This window comes from Acidisoma sp. L85 (assembly GCF_009765865.1).
In the GTDB taxonomy this organism is placed as follows: Bacteria; Pseudomonadota; Alphaproteobacteria; order Acetobacterales; family Acetobacteraceae; genus Acidisoma.
Window position 1 is genome coordinate 54,445 of the sequence record NZ_LMUQ01000037.1, and the last position, 20,158, is coordinate 74,602.

The window sequence follows — 20,158 nt, forward strand, 5'->3', positions numbered from 1 at the left end:
GCCAGGCAGCGGCCAGCCCCCCACCGACGACGCAACGGAGAGGTTACTGTTGCTGCAGCAGATGGCTGCGAACGGCGGCTTACCCGCTGGTAGCACCGTTACACGCGGATTTCAGGCAGCCTAGGTTTACCCCCGAGGGCTTGCCGCAACGCAGTCCGCCTGCGCGGCTTTCGCTCAGGCCATTTGGCCCGATCAACAGCCGCGCTGCCGGTGCGCCCCAGGCCGCCTTTTCCGCCTCGACTTCATTGCGACCTCGAGGATCTCGCCGCGCCGCACGGCCGGTTGAAGAGCGAGCCTTTGTCACTATTCGCACCGAATTCACCCGCCCCGCGCCACGCCGCCGCTGAATGCGGACGCGCCTTTCGCGACCACCATCGAGATCTTGGCGGAGGAATTGCCGGGGGAAAGGCCTGAGCCGGAGCATGTCTTGCGCTTCACTTGAGCGCGTCGCCTTAACCTCAGGCCCGCTGTCTAAAGTCTTTTCCGGCTGCGAAGGGTGAGGCCTTTCGCCGCTCGCCGGACACAGTGATTTCAGGCGCGAAAATCTTGAGGCCGATACAGCGGCGTGTCTAGTTGCAGCGTTGCAACAGGAGAACGACTATGCCCGCCCCAATCGGCCACGAAGCATCCCACTGTGCCGAGAAGCACCCCGCCGACTCAACTTCGGCTTCGTCCGGCAGCGCCGGCGGGACGGATAGCGATGCCTCTTTCCAAGCAGAACTGGAGGAATTAGAGGAGAAACTGGCGGCACAGTCGAGTAACGACGAGGCAACGACTCCAGACTCGTCCACGGCGGTGGAGCAGCAAATAGCAGCACTACTGGCGCAGATGGGTGTCGGCGCCAGCGCGGCCAGCGCCCCAAGCACTACTCCGCCCGCGGCATAACCTCCAATCCGCGCCGGAGGCTGCCCGCGAGGCTCATCCACCGGCGCGGCTTTCGCCAGGGCCATGCGGCCTATACAACAGCCACATGGCCCGTCCGCCCCAGATCGCCTTCCCCGCCCCCGACTTCATTGCGACCTCCGAGGATCTCGCCGCGCTCTGCGCCCGGTTGAAGAGCGAGCCCTTCGTCACCATCGACACCGAATTCATCCGCGAGCGCACCTATTGGCCCGAACTTTGTGTCGTGCAGCTCGGCGGCGCCAGCGAGGTCGCGGTTATCGACGCGCAGGTGCCAGGCATCGACATGGCGCCGCTCGGCGAATTACTTGCCGATCCCGCGGTGGTGAAGGTCTTCCATGCCGCGCGGCAGGATGTGGAAATCTTCCTGCTGATGTTCGGCGCGCCGCCGACGCCGATCTTCGATACCCAGATCGCCGCGATGGTCGCGGGCTTCGGCGACCAGGTTGGCTATGATGCACTGGTATCCGCCTTGACCGGCACGCAGATCGACAAATCCCATCGCTTCAGTGACTGGTCGGCGCGCCCGCTCTCGGCCTCCCAGCTAACCTACGCCGCGGCCGACGTGACCCACCTGCGGACGGTCTACGAGAAGCTGCTCGTGAAACTGGAGCAGGAGGAGCGGACGGATTGGGTGGCAGAGGAGATGGCGGCGCTCGCCGACCCCGCGCTCTATCGCGCCGATCCCGAAACGCAGTGGCTTAGGCTCAAGCTGCGGCCGAATGGCCGGCGGCAGGCTGGCCTGCTACGCGCGATCGCCGCCTGGCGCGAGCGCGAGGCCCAGCGAGTCAATATCCCACGCGGCCGGCTGGTGAAGGACGAGGCGATCGCGGAGATCGCGGCTCTCGCACCCGAAACGCCGGATGCCTTGTCCCGCGCCCGGGGCGTCACGCGCGGCTTCGCCGAGGGCAAAAGCGGGCTTTCGTTGCTCGCAGCCATCGCCGCCGCCAAGGCGCTGCCCGAGGACGCTTTGCCCGAACTGGGCGTTGGACGGGAGCGGGACGGGCCACGGCCCTCGCCGGCCCTGCTGGCGCTGCTGCGCGTCTTGCTGGCGGCCAAGAGTGAGGAACATCGCGTGGCTCCTCGCCTGCTGGCGTCATCGGAGGATCTCGACCGGCTGGCGACCGAGGAAAGCCCCGAGGTGCCAGCCATGCGCGGCTGGCGTCACCGCATGTTCGGCGCCGACGCCATGGCACTCAAGGAGGGCCGGATCGCGCTCGCCACGCGCGGCAAGCGCATTCGGCTGGTGAGCCTGGTGACGGAGGGCGCGCCTGCCTGAACGACTATTCGAATGCGCGCCGCACTCTCGAAGCCTGCGCCGGCTCTATTGGCCGCTGCCTGTCCTGCGCGATGACGTCGCACCCGGTCCTTTGCCCGGAACGGAGCGCTGACGAGCGCGCTGCAATTCACGTTGCAACCGCTCGACCTCAAGCTGCAGCGCCTCCAGACGATCCGCTGTTTCCTCGGCGGCCAGGCGGGCGTCCCGGTTTTTCCGGCGCAGCGTGCTATTGGCGCGGCACAGCTTGTCGATGCGGGCGAGCAATGCAGGCTTGCTTGGAGCCTCGGCTGCCCGTGGCGCAGCACGTGTAGGGCGCGCAACCGTCATTGCGGAGACCCGCGCACCGTTCTGAAATCCCCCAGCTTCGTGAGCCCGCACACCTACCGTCCCTGCCTTTTGGCGCCTGTTGCGAGACGGCACACCGTGCCGCCAGGCATGCCTGACCGGTCCGGGAACCGCCGTCGTTACATTACGACACAAACGGCAGAAAAAGCTCGCTCACTCTAACGCGAGCGGGCAGATGACAGTGCAGCGCCCGTCGCCTTACCGCGTCGCGGGGCGCGGCGGCCCGAGCCGCCGATATCCGGCAAGAAGACGCCGAGGAGCCCGATCAGCGGCAGAAGCGAGCAGATCTGGTAGGTAACGACGATTCCCGCATGATCCGCGAGCAGACCAATCAGCGCGGCACCAAGGCCACCCATCCCGAAAGCCAGACCGAGGAACAGGCCAGAGACAGTGCCAACCTTCCCCGGCATCAACTCCTGCGCGTAGACGACAATCGCAGGCATCGCGGAAGCCAGGATGACGCCGATGATGACGGACAGCACGGCGGTCCAGAACAGACCCACGAAGGGCAGAGCCAAGGTGAAGGGCAGGATGCCGAGGATCGAAACCCAGATCACCGGCTTACGTCCGATGCGGTCCCCGATCGGGCCACCGACAAGCGTGCCCAGGGCCACCGCGCCGAGGAAGACGAATAGATAGATCTGCGCCGCCTGCACCCCGAGGTGGAAGCGGTGGATGAGGTAGAAAGTGTAGTAGCTGGTAAGGCTCGTCAGATAAAAATACTTCGAGAAGACGAGCAGCGTCAGCACCACCATGGCCCAGGCGACGCGGCGCCCTGGCAGCCTCTCCACATCGGCGACGGCGCGCGGCGGACGCCGGGCGGTTTCGAGCAAGCGTCCATGATACCAGCGCCCAACCCCCGCCAGCACCAGGATCGCGATGAGCGCCAGCGACGCCGACCAGATGATGCTGTGCTGGCCGAAAGGCACCACCAGGAAGGCGGCGAGCAACGGTCCCATCGCGGTGCCGGCATTGCCGCCGACCTGGAAAACCGACTGCGCGAAGCCGTGACGGCCGCCCGAGGACATCCGCGCGACGCGCGAGGATTCCGGGTGAAATACCGAGGAGCCCAGCCCGATCAGCGCCGCCGCCACCAGGAGGATGACGAAACTCCAGGCGAAGCCGAGCAGGACCAGACCGACGAAAGTGAAGACCATGCCGGAGGCCAGCGAGAAAGGCTGCGGCTTGCGGTCGGTATAGAGCCCGATGAGCGGCTGCAGCAGTGACGCCGTGACCTGAAAGGTGAAGGTCAGGAAGCCGATCTGTACGAAGTTCAGATTGAACTCGTGCTTGAGCAGCGGATAGATCGCCGGCAGCAGCGACTGCATGCTGTCGTTGAGAAAATGCGAAAAACTAATGGCCAGCAGAATGATCATCACCGTGCCCTCGGCGGCAACGCCGTAGCGCGGAACAGTCTGGGAATTGGTCTGAGGGTCAGCCCCTGGCCCCTGGCCGGGGCGCTCAATCACACGATCGCTCATGAACCCCCCTTACTCCCCTAGGGCATTCGGCAGTATTGCCCGTCTCGCATGGAAACCCCGCTCGTCGTAATCGCTGGCCGACCCAATGTCGGCAAGAGCAGCCTCTTCAACCGACTCGTCGGCCGCCGCCAGGCGCTGGTCGCCGATCAGCCGGGCCTTACCCGTGACCGCCAGGATGCCACGTGCATGCTGGGCGGCCGGGAAGTCCGCATCGTCGATACGGCGGGGCTGGAGGAAGCGCCGCCGGAAAGCCTGTCCGGCCGGATGAGAGCTGGTGCGGCGAGCGTGCTGGAACAAGCCGATCTCATCCTGTTTGTGGTCGATGCCCGCGCCGGCATCCTGCCGCCGGACGCCCATTTCGGCACCTGGCTGCGCCGTCTCGGCCGGCCGGTGATGCTGGTCGCCAATAAGGCCGAGGGCCGCGCCGGCACCGCGAACGCTTTCGACGCCTATACGCTAGGCCTCGGCGACCCGATCGCGGTCTCGGCCGAGCATGGCGAAGGCATGAGCCATCTCATGAGCGAGATCGCCGAGCGCCTGCCTCCAGCCGCCGAGGAAATCGGCGAGGAAGCGGAACCCAGCGAGGGACGGCCGCTGCGCCTTGTCATCCTCGGGCGACCGAATGCGGGGAAATCGACCCTGGTCAATCGCCTGCTCGGCCAGGACCGCATGCTGACCGGACCGGAACCTGGGATCACCCGCGACGCGATCACCTTGCCGCTGCACGACACGGAGGGCGGCGTCTACGAACTTGTCGATACCGCCGGGCTGCGCCGCCGCGCGCGGGTGCAGGACGATGTGGAGAAGCTCTCCACCGCCGCCACCATCAACGCCATGCGCTTCGCCGAGGTGGTGGTTCTGACCGTCGATGCGAATGACGGGCTGCACGATCAGGACCTTCAGATCGCCCGGCTGGTCGAGCGCGAGGGGCGCGCGATGGTGGTCGCGCTCAACAAGTGGGATGCCGTACCAGACCGGGAAGCCGTGCGGCGCGCCGTGTCGGATCGGCTGGAGCGCAGCTTGGCGCAGCTCAAAGGCGTCCCTGTCGTGACCATCAGCGCTCTGACGGGCTCGGGGATGCAGCGGCTATTGCCGGCGGTGCGGGCGGTTCACGCCACCTGGAACAAGCGCGTGCCAACATCGGCGCTCAACCGCTGGTTCGCCGATGCGCTGAGCCGCCATCCGCCGCCGGCGGTGCAGGGCCGCCGGCTAAAGCTGCGCTACATCACCCAGGCCAATGCTCGGCCGCCGACATTCGTGGTGTTTGGCACCCGTGCGGAGGCGACGCCCGAGGATTACCGGCGATACCTGGTCAATACTTTGCGCGAGGTCTTCGAACTGCCGGGCGTTCCGCTGCGGATCGACTTCCGTGGTTCGGTCAATCCGTATGCAGATGGCGACAGGGACTAGGGCAAAGCAAGAACCCACCTTCACCCCTCGCTTGCTGCGAGGGATGAAGGTGGGTGGAAGCGAGACAGGAACTCCCTTCCCTGCAAGGAGAGGGTCGGGGGTGGGTTGTCTCAAACACCGCCTTCCAAGACTTCCACGCCACTTCGTCTCGTTTGATTGACGAACTGCCCACAGTGTTCTCTGCCAAAAGACTAGACTCGAAACGTTCCTCTCGCTTGACGCGGCTCGGCGCGACCACATAGAAGTCGCATTGTTGCCGATTTGTTCCGCTCTTTCAGCGGCAAGGTGACCGTCTTTCGGGGTGCAGGACCATGTTGACGCGTAAGCAGCATGAATTACTGGTCTTCATCGACCGCCATCTCAAATCCGCCGGCTATTCGCCGAGCTTTGACGAGATGAAGGAGGCATTAAACCTCAAGTCTAAATCGGGCATCCATCGCCTGATCTCGGCGCTTGAGGAACGCGGCTTCCTCAGCCGGCGCCACCATCAGGCGCGGGCGCTGGAAGTGCTGCGGATGCCAGCCGATTCGCTCAATCCGATTGCGCGGGACATCAGACCGGCCGCGAAAGCGGTCGCGGGCCGGGAGGCTGGTTTCGCGCCGACCGTTATTCGCGGTGATTTCTCCGGGCGCCTGCCGGGTGTTCGCGCGGCGCATGAAGCGGGCGCGGTGCAACTCCCCCTCTATGGCCGCATCGCCGCCGGCCTCCCGCGCGAGGCGCTGCGCGATACCTCCGAACACATCGAAGTGCCAGTCGCGCTGCTCGGCTCCGGCGAGCATTACGCGCTGGAGGTTGCCGGCGATTCCATGATCGAAGCCGGGATCCTGGACGGGGACACGGTCATCATCCGCCGCGTCGAGACCGCCGAAACCGGACAGATCGTCGTCGCATTGGTTGATGACAATGAAGTCACGCTCAAGCGGCTGCGCAAGCGCGGCAATTCGATCGCGCTCGAACCCGCCAATCCACGTTACGAGAGCCGGATATTTCCCGCTGAACGCGTGCGCGTGCAGGGCCGTCTGGTGGCGCTGCTCCGCCGCTACTGATCCAAAGCCAGACCGGGTTGCGGGGCTGAGCCTCGAGCGCCCGCAGCCGGAGAAATCAGGCCCGGCACTGAAGGACGCCGCGACTGATCCCGGCTTGACGGGGCGGGGCGGGTTGGCGGAGACCAAGGCTTTCCTCAGACCCGCCTTCCGGAGCCTTCCCCATGGCCGGCCATAGCCAGTTCAAGAATATCATGCACCGCAAGGGCGCGCAGGATGCGCGGCGCGCCCGCCAGTTCGCGAAGCTCATTCGCGAGATCACGGTATCGGCCCGCCAAGGGCTGCCCGACCCGGCCTCCAATCCGCGCCTCCGCTCCGCCGTGCTCGCGGCGCGGAAGGAGAATATGCCCAAGGATACGGTCGACCGCGCCATCAAGAAGGCCGGGTCCGGCGCTGGCCCCGGCGAGGAATATGCCGAGGTCCGCTACGAGGGCTACGGCCCCTCAGGCGTCGCCGTCATCGTCGAGGCGCTGACCGACAACCGCAACCGCACCGCGTCGGACATCCGCGCCGCCTTCAGCAAGCATGGCGGCGCACTGGGCGAAACCAACGCGGTCAGTTTCATGTTCGAGCGGCTGGCCGTGATCCGCTATCCCGCCGCCGCCGCCAGCGCAGATGCCATGCTCGAAGCCGCCATCGAGGCAGGTGCCGACAATGTCGAGAGCAGCGACGAGGCACATGAGATCACCGGCACGATCGAGAGCTTCTTCGCGATGCAGGAGTCTTTGGAGGCACGCTTCGGTCCGCCCGAAAGCGCCAAGCTCGACTGGCGGCCGCGCACCACGGTTCCGCTCGATGAGGAGGCCGCGACCTCCGTGCTCAAGCTGCTCGATATCCTCGACGAGTCGGACGACGTGCAGAACGTCTATGCAAATTTCGACCTGCCCGAGGCGGTGCTGCAGAAGCTGTCCGGATGAGGGTTGAGAGTGCCCGCCTGCCGGGGCTTCACGCCTCAGGCTTCGACGGGCGTAGGATCGCCCCATGACCGTCATCCGCATCCTTGGCATCGATCCCGGCCTCCGCATTACCGGCTGGGGCGTTGTGGAATCGGAGGGCAACCGCCTGCGGCATATCGCGGATGGCATCGTGCTGACCGACAGCGACGCCGGTGTTCCGGAGCGGCTCCGCGCGCTGCACGAGGCGCTGAGCGCCCTCATCGAGACCTACCGGCCGCAGGAAGCGGCGGTCGAGGAGACCTACGTCAACATGAACGCCACCGCGACACTCAAGCTCGGCTATGCCCGAGGCGTGGCGCTGCTGGCGCCCGCGCTGGCCGGGATCATCGTCGCCGAATATGGCGCGAAAACCGTGAAACTGTCGGTGGTCGGCACGGGTGGCGCGGACAAGAACCAGGTCGGCCTCATGGTCCGCCGGTTGCTGCCTGGCGCCACGCTCAAGCGCGCGGATGCGGCGGATGCGCTGGCCGTCGCCATCTGCCACGCGCACCACCGCTCCAGCCGCAATGCCTGGGGCCAGCCGGCGCGCGAAAGGAGCCTCACGCCATGATCGGCAGCCTACGCGGCACCGTCGATGGCCATGAGGATGGACGCTGTATCATCGACGTCGGCGGCGTGGGCTATCTCGTCCATGCCTCATCCCGCACGCTGTCCAACCTGCCCGCCCCTCCGGCGGAAGCGAGGCTGCTCATCGAGACCTTCGTGCGGGAGGATGCGATCACCCTCTACGGCTTCGCCACCTCCGCCGAGCGCGCCTGGTTCCGGCTGCTGACAACGGTGCAGAGTGTGGGGCCGCGCGTGGCGCTGGCTATCCTCTCCACCCTCTCGGCGGACGAGCTGTCCTTCGCCATCGCCAGCGGCGACCGCGCGTCGCTCGGCCGGGCGCCCGGCGTCGGGCCGAAGCTCGCGGCGCGGCTGGCCTTGGAGTTGCGGGAGAAAGCCGGCGCCCTTTCGCAGCCGGTCAGCTTGGCCGAGGGCCTCCAGGCACCGGGCGGCATGCCGAGCGGCACCGCCGGGGACGCGCTTTCGGCGCTTCTCAACCTCGGCTATCGGCGGCCGGAAGCGCAGGCGGCGCTCAATCGCGCGCAATCCCGGCTCGGCGATAATGCCGATCTCGACAGCCTGATCCGCGCCTGTCTGCGAGAACTCGCGCAATGAGCGGGCGGAAAAGCCGGGGCAGTCCGGCCGCCGAGCCCGAAAGCGAGGACCGCACAGTCTCCTCGACGCGTGCGCCGGAGGACTCTGGAGAGGGGAACCTGCGGCCGCAAACCCTGGCGGATTTCGTCGGGCAGGAAGGCAGCCGGCGCAACCTCGCGATCTTCGTCGAGGCAGCTCGGCAGCGGGGCGAGGCGCTGGACCACGTGTTGCTGCACGGTCCACCGGGCCTCGGTAAGACCACGCTGGCGCAGATCGTGGCGCGGGAACTGGGCGTGGGCTTCCGCGCGACCTCGGGCCCCGTGATCCAGAAGGCGGGCGACCTCGCCGCGATCCTGACCAACCTGCAGCCGCGCGACGTGTTGTTCATCGACGAGATCCACCGCCTGCAGCCGGCCATCGAGGAGGTGCTTTATCCCGCGATGGAGGATTTCCAGCTCGACTTGGTGATCGGCGAGGGTCCGGCGGCGCGCACGCTGCGCATTGACCTGCAGCCCTTCACGCTGGTCGGCGCCACGACACGCTCCGGGCTTCTGGCGACGCCGCTGCGCGACCGTTTCGGCATTCCGTTGCGGCTGGTGCTCTATACGCCGGAGGAGCTGAAGCTGATCGTGGCGCGCGGCGCCCGGCTGCTCGGTTTCGACCTCTCCTCCGAGGGTGCGGAGGAAATCGCGCGCCGGTCGCGCGGGACACCGCGCGTTGCTGGGCGTCTGCTGCGGCGGGTGCGGGATTTCGCCTTGGTGGAAGGCCAGTCGCGGGTGGATCGGGATACGGCGGATGCCGCGCTGATCCGGCTGGAGGTCGATGCGCGCGGGCTGGATGCGATGGATCGCCGCTATCTGCGCCGGATCGCAGAGCACCATGCCGGCGGGCCGGTCGGAGTCGAGACGCTGGCGGCGGCCCTGGCGGAAGCGCGCGACACGCTGGAGGATGTCATCGAGCCCTATCTCATCCAGGAGGGATTTGTCCTGCGAACCAGCCGTGGGCGAATGCTGGGCACCCCGGGCTGGCGGCATCTGGACTTAGCACCACCGCCGCTCTCGCCTGAGCAGCGCGACCTGCTCTCGGATCTGCCGTCCTCGCCATAGAGCCTGATGATCCAGTATTGAACGGGGACCCGCAGATCCGTCATGGCACGCGAAGGCGTGCCATCCACGCCTTGCCTTCGTCGAGCAAGGAAGGCGTGGATGCCCGGCCTTCGCTGAGCATGACCTGGTAGAACGAGCATGGTCAAAACCAGAGACGTCCTGCTGTAGCCAAACCGCGCACGACATAAGGAAGTCTTTATGACCTCGCCCCTGCCGCCTGAGATGGCGGATGGGCTGCACCGTTACGATGTCCGCGTCTATTACGAGGACACCGATGCGGGCGGCATCGTCTATCACGCCAACTATTTGCGCTTCGCCGAGCGCGCCCGCACCGAGTCACTGCGAGCCATGGGCCTGCCGCATAACATTATGATGCTGCAATACGGCATGATCTTCGTGGTGCGGCGCGTTGAAGTGGATTATCAGCGCCCAGCCCGGCTGGACGAGTGGCTGACCGTGGTCACCGCCGCCGTGGAAGTGGGCGCCGCATCACTGATTTTGCGGCAGAGCATTCTGCGCGACAGCGAAACGATCGCTGTCTTGGGCTTGACCTTGGTCAGCATTCGCGCCGAGACGGGGCGCGCGGAGCGGATGCCCGCGCCGTGGCGACTCGCGTTGACGGCGATGAAGACAGCGGCTGGGTCATCACAAGGCTCGGCCGGATAGGAAAAGGGGTTTCGGGAATTGGATCAGGCGGTCAATGCCACCTCGCTGGCGGCGCCCGGTAGCAGCCTCTCGCTCTGGGGGCTGTTCCTCGAGGCGGATATCGTCGTCAAGCTCGTCATCCTCTGCCTTCTCGTGGCAAGCGTGTGGGTCTGGGCGATCATCTTCGAGAAGGTCACCTCCATCCGCCGCGCGAACCGGGAGGCGCTGGCTTTCGAGGATCGTTTCTGGTCCGGCGGCAGCCTGGACGACCTCTATGAGCAGGACGGTCAGAAGCCGACCAATCCTATGGCCGCCGTTTTCGGCGCCGCCATGGGCGAATGGCGCCGCACCAGCCGCATCGCCGGTGCCGATATCAGCCATACGGCGGTCAAGGAACGCGTCGATCGCGCCATGAACGTGACAATCCAGCGCGAGCTGGAGCGGATGGAACGCTGGATGATCTTCCTCGCCTCGATCGGCTCGACCGCACCCTTCATCGGGCTGTTCGGCACCGTCTGGGGCATCATGCACAGCTTCTCGGCCATCGCCGCCATGCACAACACGAACCTCGCCGTGGTCGCGCCAGGCATCGCGGAAGCGCTGTTCGCCACCGCCATCGGCCTCGTCGCCGCCATTCCCTCCGTGCTCGCCTATAACAAGATCGGCACGGACCTGGCGCGTTTCGCGTCCCGGCTCGAGGGTTTCGGCACCGAGTTCAGCGCCATCCTGTCCCGCCAGACCGAAGAGAGGGTCTAGGCGATGGCGATCGGAGGCATGGGCGGCCCGAGAGCCCGCGGACGTTACAAGCCGTTAGCGGAGATTAACGTCACGCCGCTGGTGGACGTCATGCTGGTGCTGCTCATCATCTTCATGGTGACGGCGCCGCTGATGACTTCAGGCGTCACCGTCGATCTGCCGAAGACTGCTGCCAAGCCCGTTAATGCCGATAGCACCCCGATCACCCTCTCGATCAATGCCGAGGGCAAGGTTTTCGTGCAGAACGACCAAGTTCAGATCGGCGAGCTTGTCGGTAAGCTGGAATCGCTCAGCAATGGGCAGACTGATCGCCGCATCTTCGTGCGCGGCGACCAGACCGTGTCCTACGGCCAGATCATGCAGGTGATGGGCACCATCGTCGCCGGCGGGTTCACCAAGGTCGCCTTGCTGGCCCAGCAGCCGAACGGCGCGCCCATGCCTACAGGTGCGGCGCCCGCCACCACGGCTCCCACAAACGCGGCACCGGCTCCGGCCGCCAGCGCTCCGTGAGGGGCGCGGACTTCGGGACGCACGGCTAGGATGGAAACCGACTTGTCCAGCCTTCGCAGAGTTGCACCATGACCCCGGAGATGCGCCGCGGCGCAATCGCCTCCGGCGTGCTGCATGTAGTGCTGCTGGTGGCGCTGCTGATCTCACTGCCGTCCAAGAAGCCGGACGACACGCAGGAACTGGCGGCTGTCTCGGTCGATTTCGTGGGACCCGTGGCACCGGCGCAACAGGCTGATAAGACCGGCAAGGTCGCGGCCCCCGCCGATACCGCCACTACCGTGCAAGCACCGAAGGCGACGCAGGCGCCAACGCCGCAGCCGCTGGAGGATGCGCCACCCCCGCCGCCTCCGCCGCCACCTCCGCCGCAAAGCGACACACCGCCGACGCCGCCGGTGCCGACACCACCTCCGCCTGCCCCTTCGCCGCCACAGCCGCAGCCGCCACCACCGCAGCCGCCGACACCCACGCCGCCGCTGCCGCAGCCACCCGTGCCGCAGCCGCCGCCAACACCGTCTCCAGACGCGACGCCTTTGCCGCCGCCGCCACCCCCGGCGCCGCAGCCGCCGCAGCCCGAGACGCCGCCGAAACCCACACCGCCGGTCGCCAAGCCGACGCCGCCGACGCCGCCCTCACCGCAGCAGACGGCCGAGGCACAGCCGGCGCTGCCGATGCCGCCACCGCCCGCGCCACCGGCTCCGCCGGCGCCGCCGAGCCCGACCAACCAGCCGCATCCCACGGCAAATCCGGCGCCGATGAGCCAGACCGTGCTCAACACGCTCGATAAGCTGCGATCAATGAACCTCAACCAGAAGGCGCCGACCGCGCGCTACAACCCGCTACAGGGTGGCGCGCCGAATGGCGGCGGCAATCCGAACAACTCCGACGCGACGGCCGCGCTGACCTCGGCACAGCGCGGCGCTATTGGTGACCAGGTCCGCCGGTGCTGGACGATCGACTCTGCCGCCGAGAACGTGCAGCAGATGCGGGTCATGCTGAAGGTGACGACGGATGCCTCCGGCACCGCCCGTCTCGCCCAGGTGGCGCCGTCGGACCAAGGCCGTGCGGCGGGTGACCCGGTGTTCCGCGCCTTCGCCGAACGCGCGGTGCGCGCCGTGCTCGATCCCGCCTGCTCGAATTTACCGCTACCCAAGAGCATGATGGGCGCCAACCAAACCTTCACCTTCCGCTTCAGCCCGTGAAGCTAAAAGCAGGGGATGTCATGACCGACACCAATGAGACCGCCTTCGCCGAAGAGACCGCTCGCGGACTGGTGCTGCCCGGTACCATTCGCCGAGTAACCCGGCGGGGCATGATCGGCACGACCATGGCAGCGACCCTTGCCTTGCCCGCCCTCGCCCAGAATGCCGCCCCTGCCGCGGGCGGCCCGACGGCCGTCATCGACGTCAGCCGCGCGCGCACCGCGCCGATCCCGATCGCCATCCCGGCTTTCGGCGGCGGCACCGATGCCGGCGACCTCGTGGGGGTCATTTCCAACGACCTCAACCGCTCCGGACTGTTCCGCATCGTGGACGGCTCGGGCGTCGCCAATGCCAGCGGCGGCACGCCAGATTTCGGCGTCTGGAAGGGCACCGGGGCGCAGGCGCTCGTCACCGGCACCGTGACCCAGTCCGGCAGCCAGCTGCGCGTCGAGTTCAGGCTATGGGATGTGCTGCCCGGCACCCAGTTGCAGGGCACCGCCTATACGACAACGACCAGCAACTGGCGGCGCATCGCCCATATCATCGCCGATGTGATCTATCAGCGGCTGCTCGGCGAGAAGGGCTATTTCGATACCCGCATCGCCTATATCTCGACCACCGGCCCGCGCAACAACCCGACCAAGCGCCTCGCCATCATGGACCAGGACGGCGCCAATAACCGCTTCCTGACGGATGGCAGCTGGACCGCGCTTGGCCCGCGCTTCAGCCCGACGCGCGATCAGCTCGCCTTCATCAGCTACATCGGGCATGCCGTGCGGGTATATGTGTTCGACCTCGGCTCTGGCACGCGGCGGCTGGTGGGCAACTTCCGCACCATGACCTTCGCGCCTCGTTTCAGCCCGGACGGCAACAGTATCATCATGTCGCTGTATCAGAATGGCGGGTCCAGCATCGTCACTTGCTCATTGAGCGGCGGCAATGTGCAGCAACTCACCAGCTCCGGCGCCATCGACAGCTCGCCCTGCTACAGTCCGGACGGAAGCCAGATCGTCTTCGAATCGGATCGCGGCGGCGACCAGCAACTCTATGTGATGAGCGCCAGCGGTGGCGGCGCGCGGCGCATCAGCTTCGGCTCGGGGCGCTATGGCGACCCGGTGTGGTCGCCCCGCGGCGACCTCATCGCCTTCACCCGCCTCGGCAGCACATTCGGCATCGGCGTCATGGCACCGGATGGCTCGGGCGAGCGGATCCTGTCGGAGAGCTTCGACGTGGAATCGCCCACCTTCTGCCCGAACGGCCGCGTGCTGATGTTCCAGCGCGGCGGCGGCGGCGGCTCCCAGCTCGTCACCATCGACATTACCGGCTTCAACGAGCAGGTGCTGCGGACCTCCACCAGCGCCTCCGATCCAGCCTGGTCACCGCTGCTATCCTGAATTCGGGCCATATCGTTACCTAGACCGGGAAACCCTGCCAAAAGCGGGGTTTTTCTGTGCCCTAGCCTCTGTTAGCTTGACCCGCTCAAGCCGGCGCGGTAATGCGCGCCTAAGGCGAAACTTTCGCTTTTTTGGTGAAGTCTTTCTTCTTGTCGTCAACGACTGTATCCACACTTCGATAGTAGCGTAACCAACCACCCACATTAGGGACCTGGATCGACATGAACATTAAGTTGCTGGGCGCATTTGCCGCCGTCGCGCTATTGGCCGCGTGCGCAAAGCCCGCCGCAACAGGCGTGTCCACCGGCGCAGGCGCCACCGCCATGACCTCCGGCCCCGCCCCGGGCAGCGAAGAGGACCTGGTCGCCAATGTCGGCGATCGCGTGTTCTACGGCTACAACCAGTCCTCCATCAGCGGCGAGTCTTCCACGACGCTCGATCACCAGGGCGCCTGGCTGGGCAAGTATCCGCAAATCGCAGTTCTGGTCGCCGGCAACTGTGACCAGCGCGGTACCGAGCAGTATAACCTCGGTCTCGGCCAGCGCCGCGCCGATGCCGCCCGCGACTACCTTGTCTCCAAGGGCGTAGACGGCTCGCGCATCCAGACCATCAGCTATGGCAAGGACCGCCCGGTCGCCCAGGGCGACGACGAGCAGTCCTATCAACAGAACCGCAACGCGATCACCTCCGTGCAGGGCCACAATCCGCAGGAAGGCACCGGCGCCTCTTCCTAAGGCAGCCGAGGCTCCCGGCGGGAGCGATCACGATCTGGTTTCGGGAGGGGCGGGCAGCGCAGGTTGCCCGCCTTTTCTTTTGAGGGCTTGGCGGAATCCGATTTGATGCGAGGTTCATGCCTCAGCAACGGGCTCGAAAACCTTGACAGCCAATGATAGTCTCGACAGATCGCGGGCGGGGTGCACCCGTCTATCCCGCTGGCCAAAGGATAAGCTCCCGATGAAGACGACGCTGCTCGCTGGCCTTTCCGCGCTTGCGCTTTGCTGCACGGCCCTTGCCCCGGGTGCGGCGCAGGCCCAGAGCGCGGTACAGAGCCAGGAGGGCCTGACGCTGCAGAACGAAATCCTGGCGCTGCAGAACCAGATGCAGCAACTTCAGGGCCAGGTGCAGCAAGGCGGCCAGTCGGCGCCCGCACCCTCCTCGGGAGGCGGCTCCGATTCCGGGCCTTTGACCACACAGTTGCTGCAGCGGGTTGGCACGCTTGAGGACCAGGTACGCACGCTCAACGGCCAGGTTCAGCAGTTGCAGAATCAACTACAGACGCAGAATGCACAGCTTACCAAGCAGATGGGCGACCTCAGCTTCCAGGTTCAGAATGGGCAGAGCGGTGGCGGAGCAGCCGCGGCAGCCGCGGCGGGCGGTGCGGCGGCTGCAGCCTCGGCCCCGGCCGTGCCGAGCGCGCCACCAGCCGGGCCAGGGGCCGCCGCGACGCCCGAATTGTTGCTGCAACAGGGCAATACCGCCCTGCACAACGCGCAGTTCCAGACCTCCGAGGGCATCGCACGCGAAATTCTCGCGAAGCACCGCAAGTCGCCGCGCGCCTATGACGCGCAATTCCTGCTCGCCCAGTCCCTGCAGGGCCAGAAGCGCTACCAGGAAGCGGCGATCGCCTTCGACGATACCTACAACATGAATCACGCGGGGAAGCGGGCACCGAGCGCTCTGTTGGGGCTTTCCGCGACCCTGGCCGCGATCAACCAGAAGGCCGCCGCCTGCGACACTCTGAAGACGCTTAAGACGCAGTTCCCCAATCCGCCGGGCTATCTGGCTTCGCCCATCGCCGCGCAGCACCGCAAACTCGGCTGCTGATATCGTTGGGAGCCAAGCACCACGAGGGCTGGCGTCGGTCGCTGGGGCCGAATTCGCGGCATCGCTGGCGCCACTCGGACCCTTCGGCCGGGCGCCACGCCTCGGGCTTGCGGTGTCGGGTGGGGCGGATAGCCTTGCTCTGGCCGTCCTAACCGCGGAGTGGATGGCGCCGCAGGGTGGGACGCTCTCCGCTTTTGTCGTCGATCATGGCTTGCGGCCGGAGGCTGGCGCTGAGGCTGAGGCTACCACCGCGACGCTTTCGCGTCTCAGCATCCCGGCGCGGATTCTGAAGCTCAAAGGGCTCGAACCTGGTCCCGGTTTGCCCGCACGGGCGCGCGCCGCGCGCTACGCCGCGCTCCAGGCGGCTTGCCGAGCCGATGGTATCCTCGACCTGCTGCTCGGCCACCACGCGGGGGATCAGGCCGAGACGGTGCTCATGAGGCGCGCCTCGGGCAGCGGACCAGCGGGTTTGGCGGCGATGGCCGCCTCTGTTCAGCTAGGCAATGTCAGACTCCTCCGCCCGCTGCTGACGGTGCCGCCGGGGCGACTGCGCGCGACCTTGCGCGAACGCGGCATCGGCTGGGCGGAGGACCCCACCAACAGCGATCGGCACTATCTGCGGCCCAGGCTGCGCGCGATGCGGTCGGATCCGGAGGGCGTAGGTGCCGAGACACTCAAGCTTTGTGAGGGCGCTTTCGCAGGTGGCCGAGAGAGGCGCACGGAGGAAACGCACACGGCACAGTGGCTCGCCAGCCATGCCACGATCCGGCCCGAGGGATTCGCGATCCTGCCCGCCGGTCCCTGGCCCGCCAACGCCCTGGCCGCGGTGTTGCGGATCTGCGTCGGAGGGCTCTACGCACCCGCAACTCAGCCCGTCGCGGCCCTGGCTGCCGCGCCCCAGGCCGCTTGTCTGGGCGGCGCGCGACTTGTGCCGGCGGGGCGCATGGGACCCGGCTTCCTCGTGCTGCGGGAGGCCGCCGCCATGGCGCCACCGGTTCCCGCCACCGCTGGCGCTGCCTGGGACGACAGGTTCCGGCGGATCGCCGAGGATGCCGCACTGCCGATGGAGACGATCGGCGCGCTCGGAAAGGATGCCGTGCGTTTCCGGCGTTTGAGCGAACTCCCCGCCGTTTTGCTTGCAACTCTGCCCGCTTTCCGTCACGACGGGGTCGTGGTCGCGGTCCCCGCGCTCGGCTGGTCCGCTGCGCCAGCGCCACAGGGAAGGCGGCTGGTCTTCGCGCCGGCCCAGCCAGTGGCGGGAGCAGCCTTTAGCCATGCCATGATGTAGACGCATGGTCTAAGAAGATTCGTGCTGTGCTTCCGGGGATGCAGCGAAGTCCAAGACGTCCTATGTTAGGATGACGATGTGCAAAACCATGCGATTTGCCCTTGCATTAGGGCAGCGGAAACCCGGACCATCGGGAGGATACCCTCCTGAGGGAGGCCTGGACGGCGGCGGCCAACGCCCGATCCTTGCACTAGCGGCCAGGAACTGGATGTCGTGATGAGCAATTTCGGTCGAAACCTCGCCCTTTGGGTGGTCATCGCCTTGCTTCTGGTGGTGCTGTTCAACCTGTTCCAGCCTGGGACGACGCATAGCAATGCGACCCAGATGGCCTATTCCGATTTCCTCAGCCAGGTGAAGCAGGGCAACGTCAAGGACGTCGTGATCCAGGACCGCAATGTCTCGGGCGACCTCAAGGACGGCCGCAACTTCGAGACCTATACGCCGAACGACCCCAGCCTGGTCGAGACGCTGACGGCCAAGGACGTGCACGTCGTCGCCAAGCCGCCAGATGCCGATAGCAACCCGCTGCTGCATTATCTGCTGTCGTGGTTCCCGATGCTGCTGCTCGTCGGCGTGTGGGTCTTCTTCATGCGCCAGATGCAGTCCGGCGGCGGACGCGCCATGGGCTTCGGCAAGTCCCGCGCCAGGTTGCTGACCGAGAAGCAGGGCCGCGTCACCTTCGAGGATGTCGCCGGCATCGAGGAGGCCAAGACCGAACTCGGAGAGATCGTCGAGTTCCTGAAGGACCCCCAGAAATTCCAGCGCCTCGGCGGCAAAATCCCCAAGGGCGTGCTGCTGGTCGGCCCGCCCGGCACCGGCAAGACGCTTCTGGCCCGCGCCATCGCGGGTGAGGCGAACGTGCCATTCTTCACCATTTCCGGCTCCGACTTCGTCGAGATGTTCGTCGGCGTCGGCGCCAGCCGCGTGCGTGACATGTTCGAGCAGGGCAAGAAGAGCGCGCCCTGCATCATCTTCATCGACGAAATCGACGCTGTCGGCCGCCATCGCGGCGCCGGTCTCGGCGGCGGCAATGACGAGCGTGAGCAGACCCTCAACCAGCTTTTGGTCGAGATGGACGGGTTCGAGAGCAACGAGGGCGTGATCCTCATCGCCGCCACCAACCGGCCTGACGTGCTGGATACGGCGCTGCTGCGCCCCGGCCGCTTCGACCGCCAGGTGGTGGTGCCAAACCCCGACGTGAATGGCCGCGAGCGGATCCTGCGCGTGCATATGCGCAAGGTGCCGCTGGCCGCCGATGTCGATCCGAAGGTGATTGCCCGTGGCACGCCTGGCTTCTCGGGCGCCGATCTCGCCAACCTGGTCAACGAGGGCGCGCTGCTGGCCGCCCGCCGCTCCAAGCGCGTCGTCGCGATGGCCGAGTTCGAGGACGCCAAGGACAAGGTCATGATGGGCGCCGAGCGCCGCAGCCTGGTCATGAGCGAGGCCGAGAAGCGTATGACGGCCTATCACGAGGCAGGCCATGCCCTCTGCGCCATGCACGAGCCGGAATGCGACCCGGTCCATAAGGCCACCATCATCCCGCGCGGCCGTGCGCTTGGCCTGGTGATGAGCCTGCCGGAAGGCGACCGCTATTCGAAGAGCAAGTCCAAGCTGCTCGGCGAGCTGACCATGGCGATGGGCGGCCGCGCGGCCGAGGAGATCGTGTTCGGCGCGGACAAGGTGTCCAACGGCGCTTCGGGCGATATCAAGATGGCGACCGACCAGTCCCGCCGGATGATCACCGAATGGGGCATGAGCGATAAGCTCGGCATGATCGCTTACGGCGATAACGGGCAGGAGCTGTTTTTGGGTCACTCCGTGACGCAGCACAAGAACGTCTCGGAAGTGACGGCACGCGAGATCGACAGCGAGATCAAGAGCATCATCGACGCGGCGTACGGCAAGGCGAAGACGATCCTCACCGTCCATCTCGACGAGCTCCATGCGATCGCGCGCGCCTTGCTGGAATTCGAGACGCTCTCGGGCGAGGAAATTCGCGGCATCATGCGGGGTGACCCAGTGATCCGCACGCCGGTAGACGAGCTGCCACCGCCGGAAAGCCGCCGCAGTTCGGTGCCATCCTCGGGCCGCGCGGCGCCGCCGGTTTCCCCTGGTCAGGCACCGCAGCCAGCTTGAATCAGTAGCCCCGGGGCTGGCCAGGCGTTAGCCCCGTCTTCCTATTCCGCCGGGGCGAGTTCTGTCGCGAAGTTGGCCCTGGGCGCGGCGCAACAGGGAACTGAGGACGGCGTGGCGGCCCGGCGGAGTTTGGATCCGCCGCAGTATCGTCATCTTCCCGATTCAAAGCCCTAGTCGCAGCGAAGAAAGTTGCGGCCAAGCTCGCGACGATGGCGACCCCGGTGAGCACCGACCCAACGATAGCGGCCGTCGCGATCACGCCGTCTTTCTGTTCAGGCGGGGTCACGGTGCTGTCCTTCGCGCTGCGAGGAGGATAGGGCCGACGCCCGCTGGAGGGCGACGTCGCGCCAGCTCCGAGGCTGGGCACGAGTTCGAATGGTGGAGGCGAGGGATCCGACAATCGTTGCCCAGCTTGCGAACCCCAGCGATTGGTTTGATCGATTCTTTGCATGTGCTTCTCCATGATTGCGCGGCCGACCTACAGCAGCAGGATGAAGGGTCTATGATGGGACCGCGCTCGATGGTCGGCGCCTCTGCCTGGTCTCTCCGATCGCAATGATACGCTGGGCCGGGTTCGACCTCAGTGCTCCGCGCGTGATGGGCATTCTCAACGTCACGCCCGACAGCTTTAGCGATGGTGGCCGCCGGGCGACCGCCGAAACCGCCGTTGCCGCCGGACGTGCGATGCTGAATGCCGGCGCGGATATCCTCGACATCGGCGGGGGGAGGACGCGGCCGGGGGGGGGGGC

At 66.5% G+C, this 20,158-nt stretch carries 19 protein-coding genes and 1 pseudogene; 18 read left to right on the forward strand and 2 right to left on the reverse strand.

From position 1 onward, the window contains the following. The first annotated feature begins 600 nt into the window (after window positions 1-600). On the forward strand, window positions 601-885 hold the full coding sequence (locus GSQ83_RS09450) for a hypothetical protein (RefSeq protein WP_158802629.1): 285 nt from the start codon (window positions 601-603) through the stop codon (window positions 883-885). Between the two features lie 85 nt (window positions 886-970). Continuing rightward, on the forward strand, window positions 971-2,179 hold the full coding sequence (rnd, locus tag GSQ83_RS09455) for a ribonuclease D (RefSeq protein ID WP_158802630.1): 1,209 nt from the start codon (window positions 971-973) through the stop codon (window positions 2,177-2,179). 45 nt (window positions 2,180-2,224) lie between these two features. Here rnd and GSQ83_RS09460 read toward each other — a convergent pair whose 3' ends face one another. Continuing rightward, window positions 2,225-2,443 (reverse strand): hypothetical protein, encoded by a 219-nt coding sequence (locus GSQ83_RS09460; RefSeq protein ID WP_158802631.1) that lies wholly within the window; start codon window positions 2,441-2,443, stop codon window positions 2,225-2,227. Window positions 2,444-2,682: 239 nt separating this feature from the next. Next, the gene (locus GSQ83_RS09465) at window positions 2,683-4,005 is read right to left on the reverse strand and encodes an MFS transporter (RefSeq protein ID WP_158802632.1); all 1,323 of its coding nucleotides are present in this window, start codon (window positions 4,003-4,005) and stop codon (window positions 2,683-2,685) included. Between the two features lie 48 nt (window positions 4,006-4,053). On the opposite strand from GSQ83_RS09465, the gene der reads away from it, so the two are divergent. The 16 genes and pseudogenes from der to GSQ83_RS09545 form a co-directional block, all read left to right on the forward strand. After that, window positions 4,054-5,415, forward strand: coding sequence for a ribosome biogenesis GTPase Der (der, locus tag GSQ83_RS09470; protein ID WP_158802633.1), 1,362 nt, complete (start codon window positions 4,054-4,056; stop codon window positions 5,413-5,415). Between the two features lie 311 nt (window positions 5,416-5,726). Further along, complete coding sequence (gene lexA, locus GSQ83_RS09475; RefSeq protein WP_158802634.1) at window positions 5,727-6,461, forward strand: transcriptional repressor LexA; 735 nt, start codon at window positions 5,727-5,729, stop codon at window positions 6,459-6,461. Between the two features lie 161 nt (window positions 6,462-6,622). Next, window positions 6,623-7,375 (forward strand): YebC/PmpR family DNA-binding transcriptional regulator, encoded by a 753-nt coding sequence (locus GSQ83_RS09480; protein WP_158802635.1) that lies wholly within the window; start codon window positions 6,623-6,625, stop codon window positions 7,373-7,375. Window positions 7,376-7,439: 64 nt separating this feature from the next. Next, window positions 7,440-7,964, forward strand: a complete 525-nt coding sequence (ruvC, locus tag GSQ83_RS09485) for a crossover junction endodeoxyribonuclease RuvC (RefSeq protein ID WP_158802636.1) — start codon at window positions 7,440-7,442, stop codon at window positions 7,962-7,964. Further along, window positions 7,961-8,572: a Holliday junction branch migration protein RuvA gene (ruvA, locus tag GSQ83_RS09490; protein ID WP_158802637.1), complete on the forward strand. Its 612-nt coding sequence runs from the start codon at window positions 7,961-7,963 to the stop codon at window positions 8,570-8,572. Before ruvC ends, ruvA begins: the two co-directional genes overlap by 4 nt. Continuing rightward, window positions 8,569-9,657: a Holliday junction branch migration DNA helicase RuvB gene (gene ruvB, locus GSQ83_RS09495; protein ID WP_158802638.1), complete on the forward strand. Its 1,089-nt coding sequence runs from the start codon at window positions 8,569-8,571 to the stop codon at window positions 9,655-9,657. The genes ruvA and ruvB overlap by 4 nt, the downstream gene beginning before the upstream one ends. A gap of 198 nt (window positions 9,658-9,855) precedes the next feature. Beyond that, complete coding sequence (gene ybgC / locus GSQ83_RS09500) at window positions 9,856-10,323, forward strand: tol-pal system-associated acyl-CoA thioesterase (RefSeq protein ID WP_305782227.1); 468 nt, start codon at window positions 9,856-9,858, stop codon at window positions 10,321-10,323. An 18-nt stretch (window positions 10,324-10,341) separates the two neighbouring features. Continuing rightward, on the forward strand, window positions 10,342-11,058 hold the full coding sequence (tolQ, locus tag GSQ83_RS09505) for a protein TolQ (protein WP_158802639.1): 717 nt from the start codon (window positions 10,342-10,344) through the stop codon (window positions 11,056-11,058). Between the two features lie 3 nt (window positions 11,059-11,061). Further along, window positions 11,062-11,568, forward strand: coding sequence for a protein TolR (gene tolR, locus GSQ83_RS09510; protein ID WP_158802640.1), 507 nt, complete (start codon window positions 11,062-11,064; stop codon window positions 11,566-11,568). A gap of 68 nt (window positions 11,569-11,636) precedes the next feature. Next, the gene (locus GSQ83_RS09515; RefSeq protein WP_158802641.1) at window positions 11,637-12,767 is read left to right on the forward strand and encodes a hypothetical protein; all 1,131 of its coding nucleotides are present in this window, start codon (window positions 11,637-11,639) and stop codon (window positions 12,765-12,767) included. Between the two features lie 110 nt (window positions 12,768-12,877). Beyond that, window positions 12,878-14,161 carry a Tol-Pal system beta propeller repeat protein TolB gene (gene tolB / locus GSQ83_RS09520; protein WP_371417989.1) on the forward strand — a complete coding sequence of 428 codons (1,284 nt, stop codon included), beginning with the start codon at window positions 12,878-12,880 and terminating at the stop codon, window positions 14,159-14,161. Window positions 14,162-14,382: 221 nt separating this feature from the next. Next, window positions 14,383-14,895, forward strand: coding sequence for an OmpA family protein (locus GSQ83_RS09525; RefSeq protein WP_158802643.1), 513 nt, complete (start codon window positions 14,383-14,385; stop codon window positions 14,893-14,895). A 220-nt stretch (window positions 14,896-15,115) separates the two neighbouring features. After that, window positions 15,116-15,985: a tol-pal system YbgF family protein gene (locus GSQ83_RS09530; RefSeq protein WP_158802644.1), complete on the forward strand. Its 870-nt coding sequence runs from the start codon at window positions 15,116-15,118 to the stop codon at window positions 15,983-15,985. Window positions 15,986-16,097: 112 nt separating this feature from the next. Further along, the gene (gene tilS, locus GSQ83_RS09535; RefSeq protein WP_158802645.1) at window positions 16,098-17,273 is read left to right on the forward strand and encodes a tRNA lysidine(34) synthetase TilS; all 1,176 of its coding nucleotides are present in this window, start codon (window positions 16,098-16,100) and stop codon (window positions 17,271-17,273) included. A gap of 216 nt (window positions 17,274-17,489) precedes the next feature. Beyond that, window positions 17,490-19,409 (forward strand): ATP-dependent zinc metalloprotease FtsH, encoded by a 1,920-nt coding sequence (gene ftsH, locus GSQ83_RS09540; protein ID WP_158802646.1) that lies wholly within the window; start codon window positions 17,490-17,492, stop codon window positions 19,407-19,409. Window positions 19,410-19,964: 555 nt separating this feature from the next. Beyond that, window positions 19,965-20,158 (forward strand): annotated as a pseudogene (locus GSQ83_RS09545) (dihydropteroate synthase); the annotation flags it as partial.

Bases quoted from the DNA above. Each gene is read 5' to 3' on its own strand.
- GSQ83_RS09450 (WP_158802629.1), top strand. From the start codon at position 601: ATGCCCGCCCCAATCGGCCACGAAGCATCCCACTGTGCCGAGAAGCAC.
- rnd (WP_158802630.1), top strand. From the start codon at position 971: ATGGCCCGTCCGCCCCAGATCGCCTTCCCCGCCCCCGACTTCATTGCG.
- GSQ83_RS09465 (WP_158802632.1), bottom strand. From the start codon at position 4,005: ATGAGCGATCGTGTGATTGAGCGCCCCGGCCAGGGGCCAGGGGCTGAC.
- der (WP_158802633.1), top strand. From the start codon at position 4,054: ATGGAAACCCCGCTCGTCGTAATCGCTGGCCGACCCAATGTCGGCAAG.
- lexA (WP_158802634.1), top strand. From the start codon at position 5,727: ATGTTGACGCGTAAGCAGCATGAATTACTGGTCTTCATCGACCGCCAT.
- GSQ83_RS09480 (WP_158802635.1), top strand. From the start codon at position 6,623: ATGGCCGGCCATAGCCAGTTCAAGAATATCATGCACCGCAAGGGCGCG.
- ruvC (WP_158802636.1), top strand. From the start codon at position 7,440: ATGACCGTCATCCGCATCCTTGGCATCGATCCCGGCCTCCGCATTACC.
- ruvA (WP_158802637.1), top strand. From the start codon at position 7,961: ATGATCGGCAGCCTACGCGGCACCGTCGATGGCCATGAGGATGGACGC.
- ruvB (WP_158802638.1), top strand. From the start codon at position 8,569: ATGAGCGGGCGGAAAAGCCGGGGCAGTCCGGCCGCCGAGCCCGAAAGC.
- ybgC (WP_305782227.1), top strand. From the start codon at position 9,856: ATGACCTCGCCCCTGCCGCCTGAGATGGCGGATGGGCTGCACCGTTAC.
- tolR (WP_158802640.1), top strand. From the start codon at position 11,062: ATGGCGATCGGAGGCATGGGCGGCCCGAGAGCCCGCGGACGTTACAAG.
- GSQ83_RS09515 (WP_158802641.1), top strand. From the start codon at position 11,637: ATGACCCCGGAGATGCGCCGCGGCGCAATCGCCTCCGGCGTGCTGCAT.
- tolB (WP_371417989.1), top strand. From the start codon at position 12,878: ATGATCGGCACGACCATGGCAGCGACCCTTGCCTTGCCCGCCCTCGCC.
- GSQ83_RS09525 (WP_158802643.1), top strand. From the start codon at position 14,383: ATGAACATTAAGTTGCTGGGCGCATTTGCCGCCGTCGCGCTATTGGCC.
- GSQ83_RS09530 (WP_158802644.1), top strand. From the start codon at position 15,116: ATGAAGACGACGCTGCTCGCTGGCCTTTCCGCGCTTGCGCTTTGCTGC.
- ftsH (WP_158802646.1), top strand. From the start codon at position 17,490: ATGAGCAATTTCGGTCGAAACCTCGCCCTTTGGGTGGTCATCGCCTTG.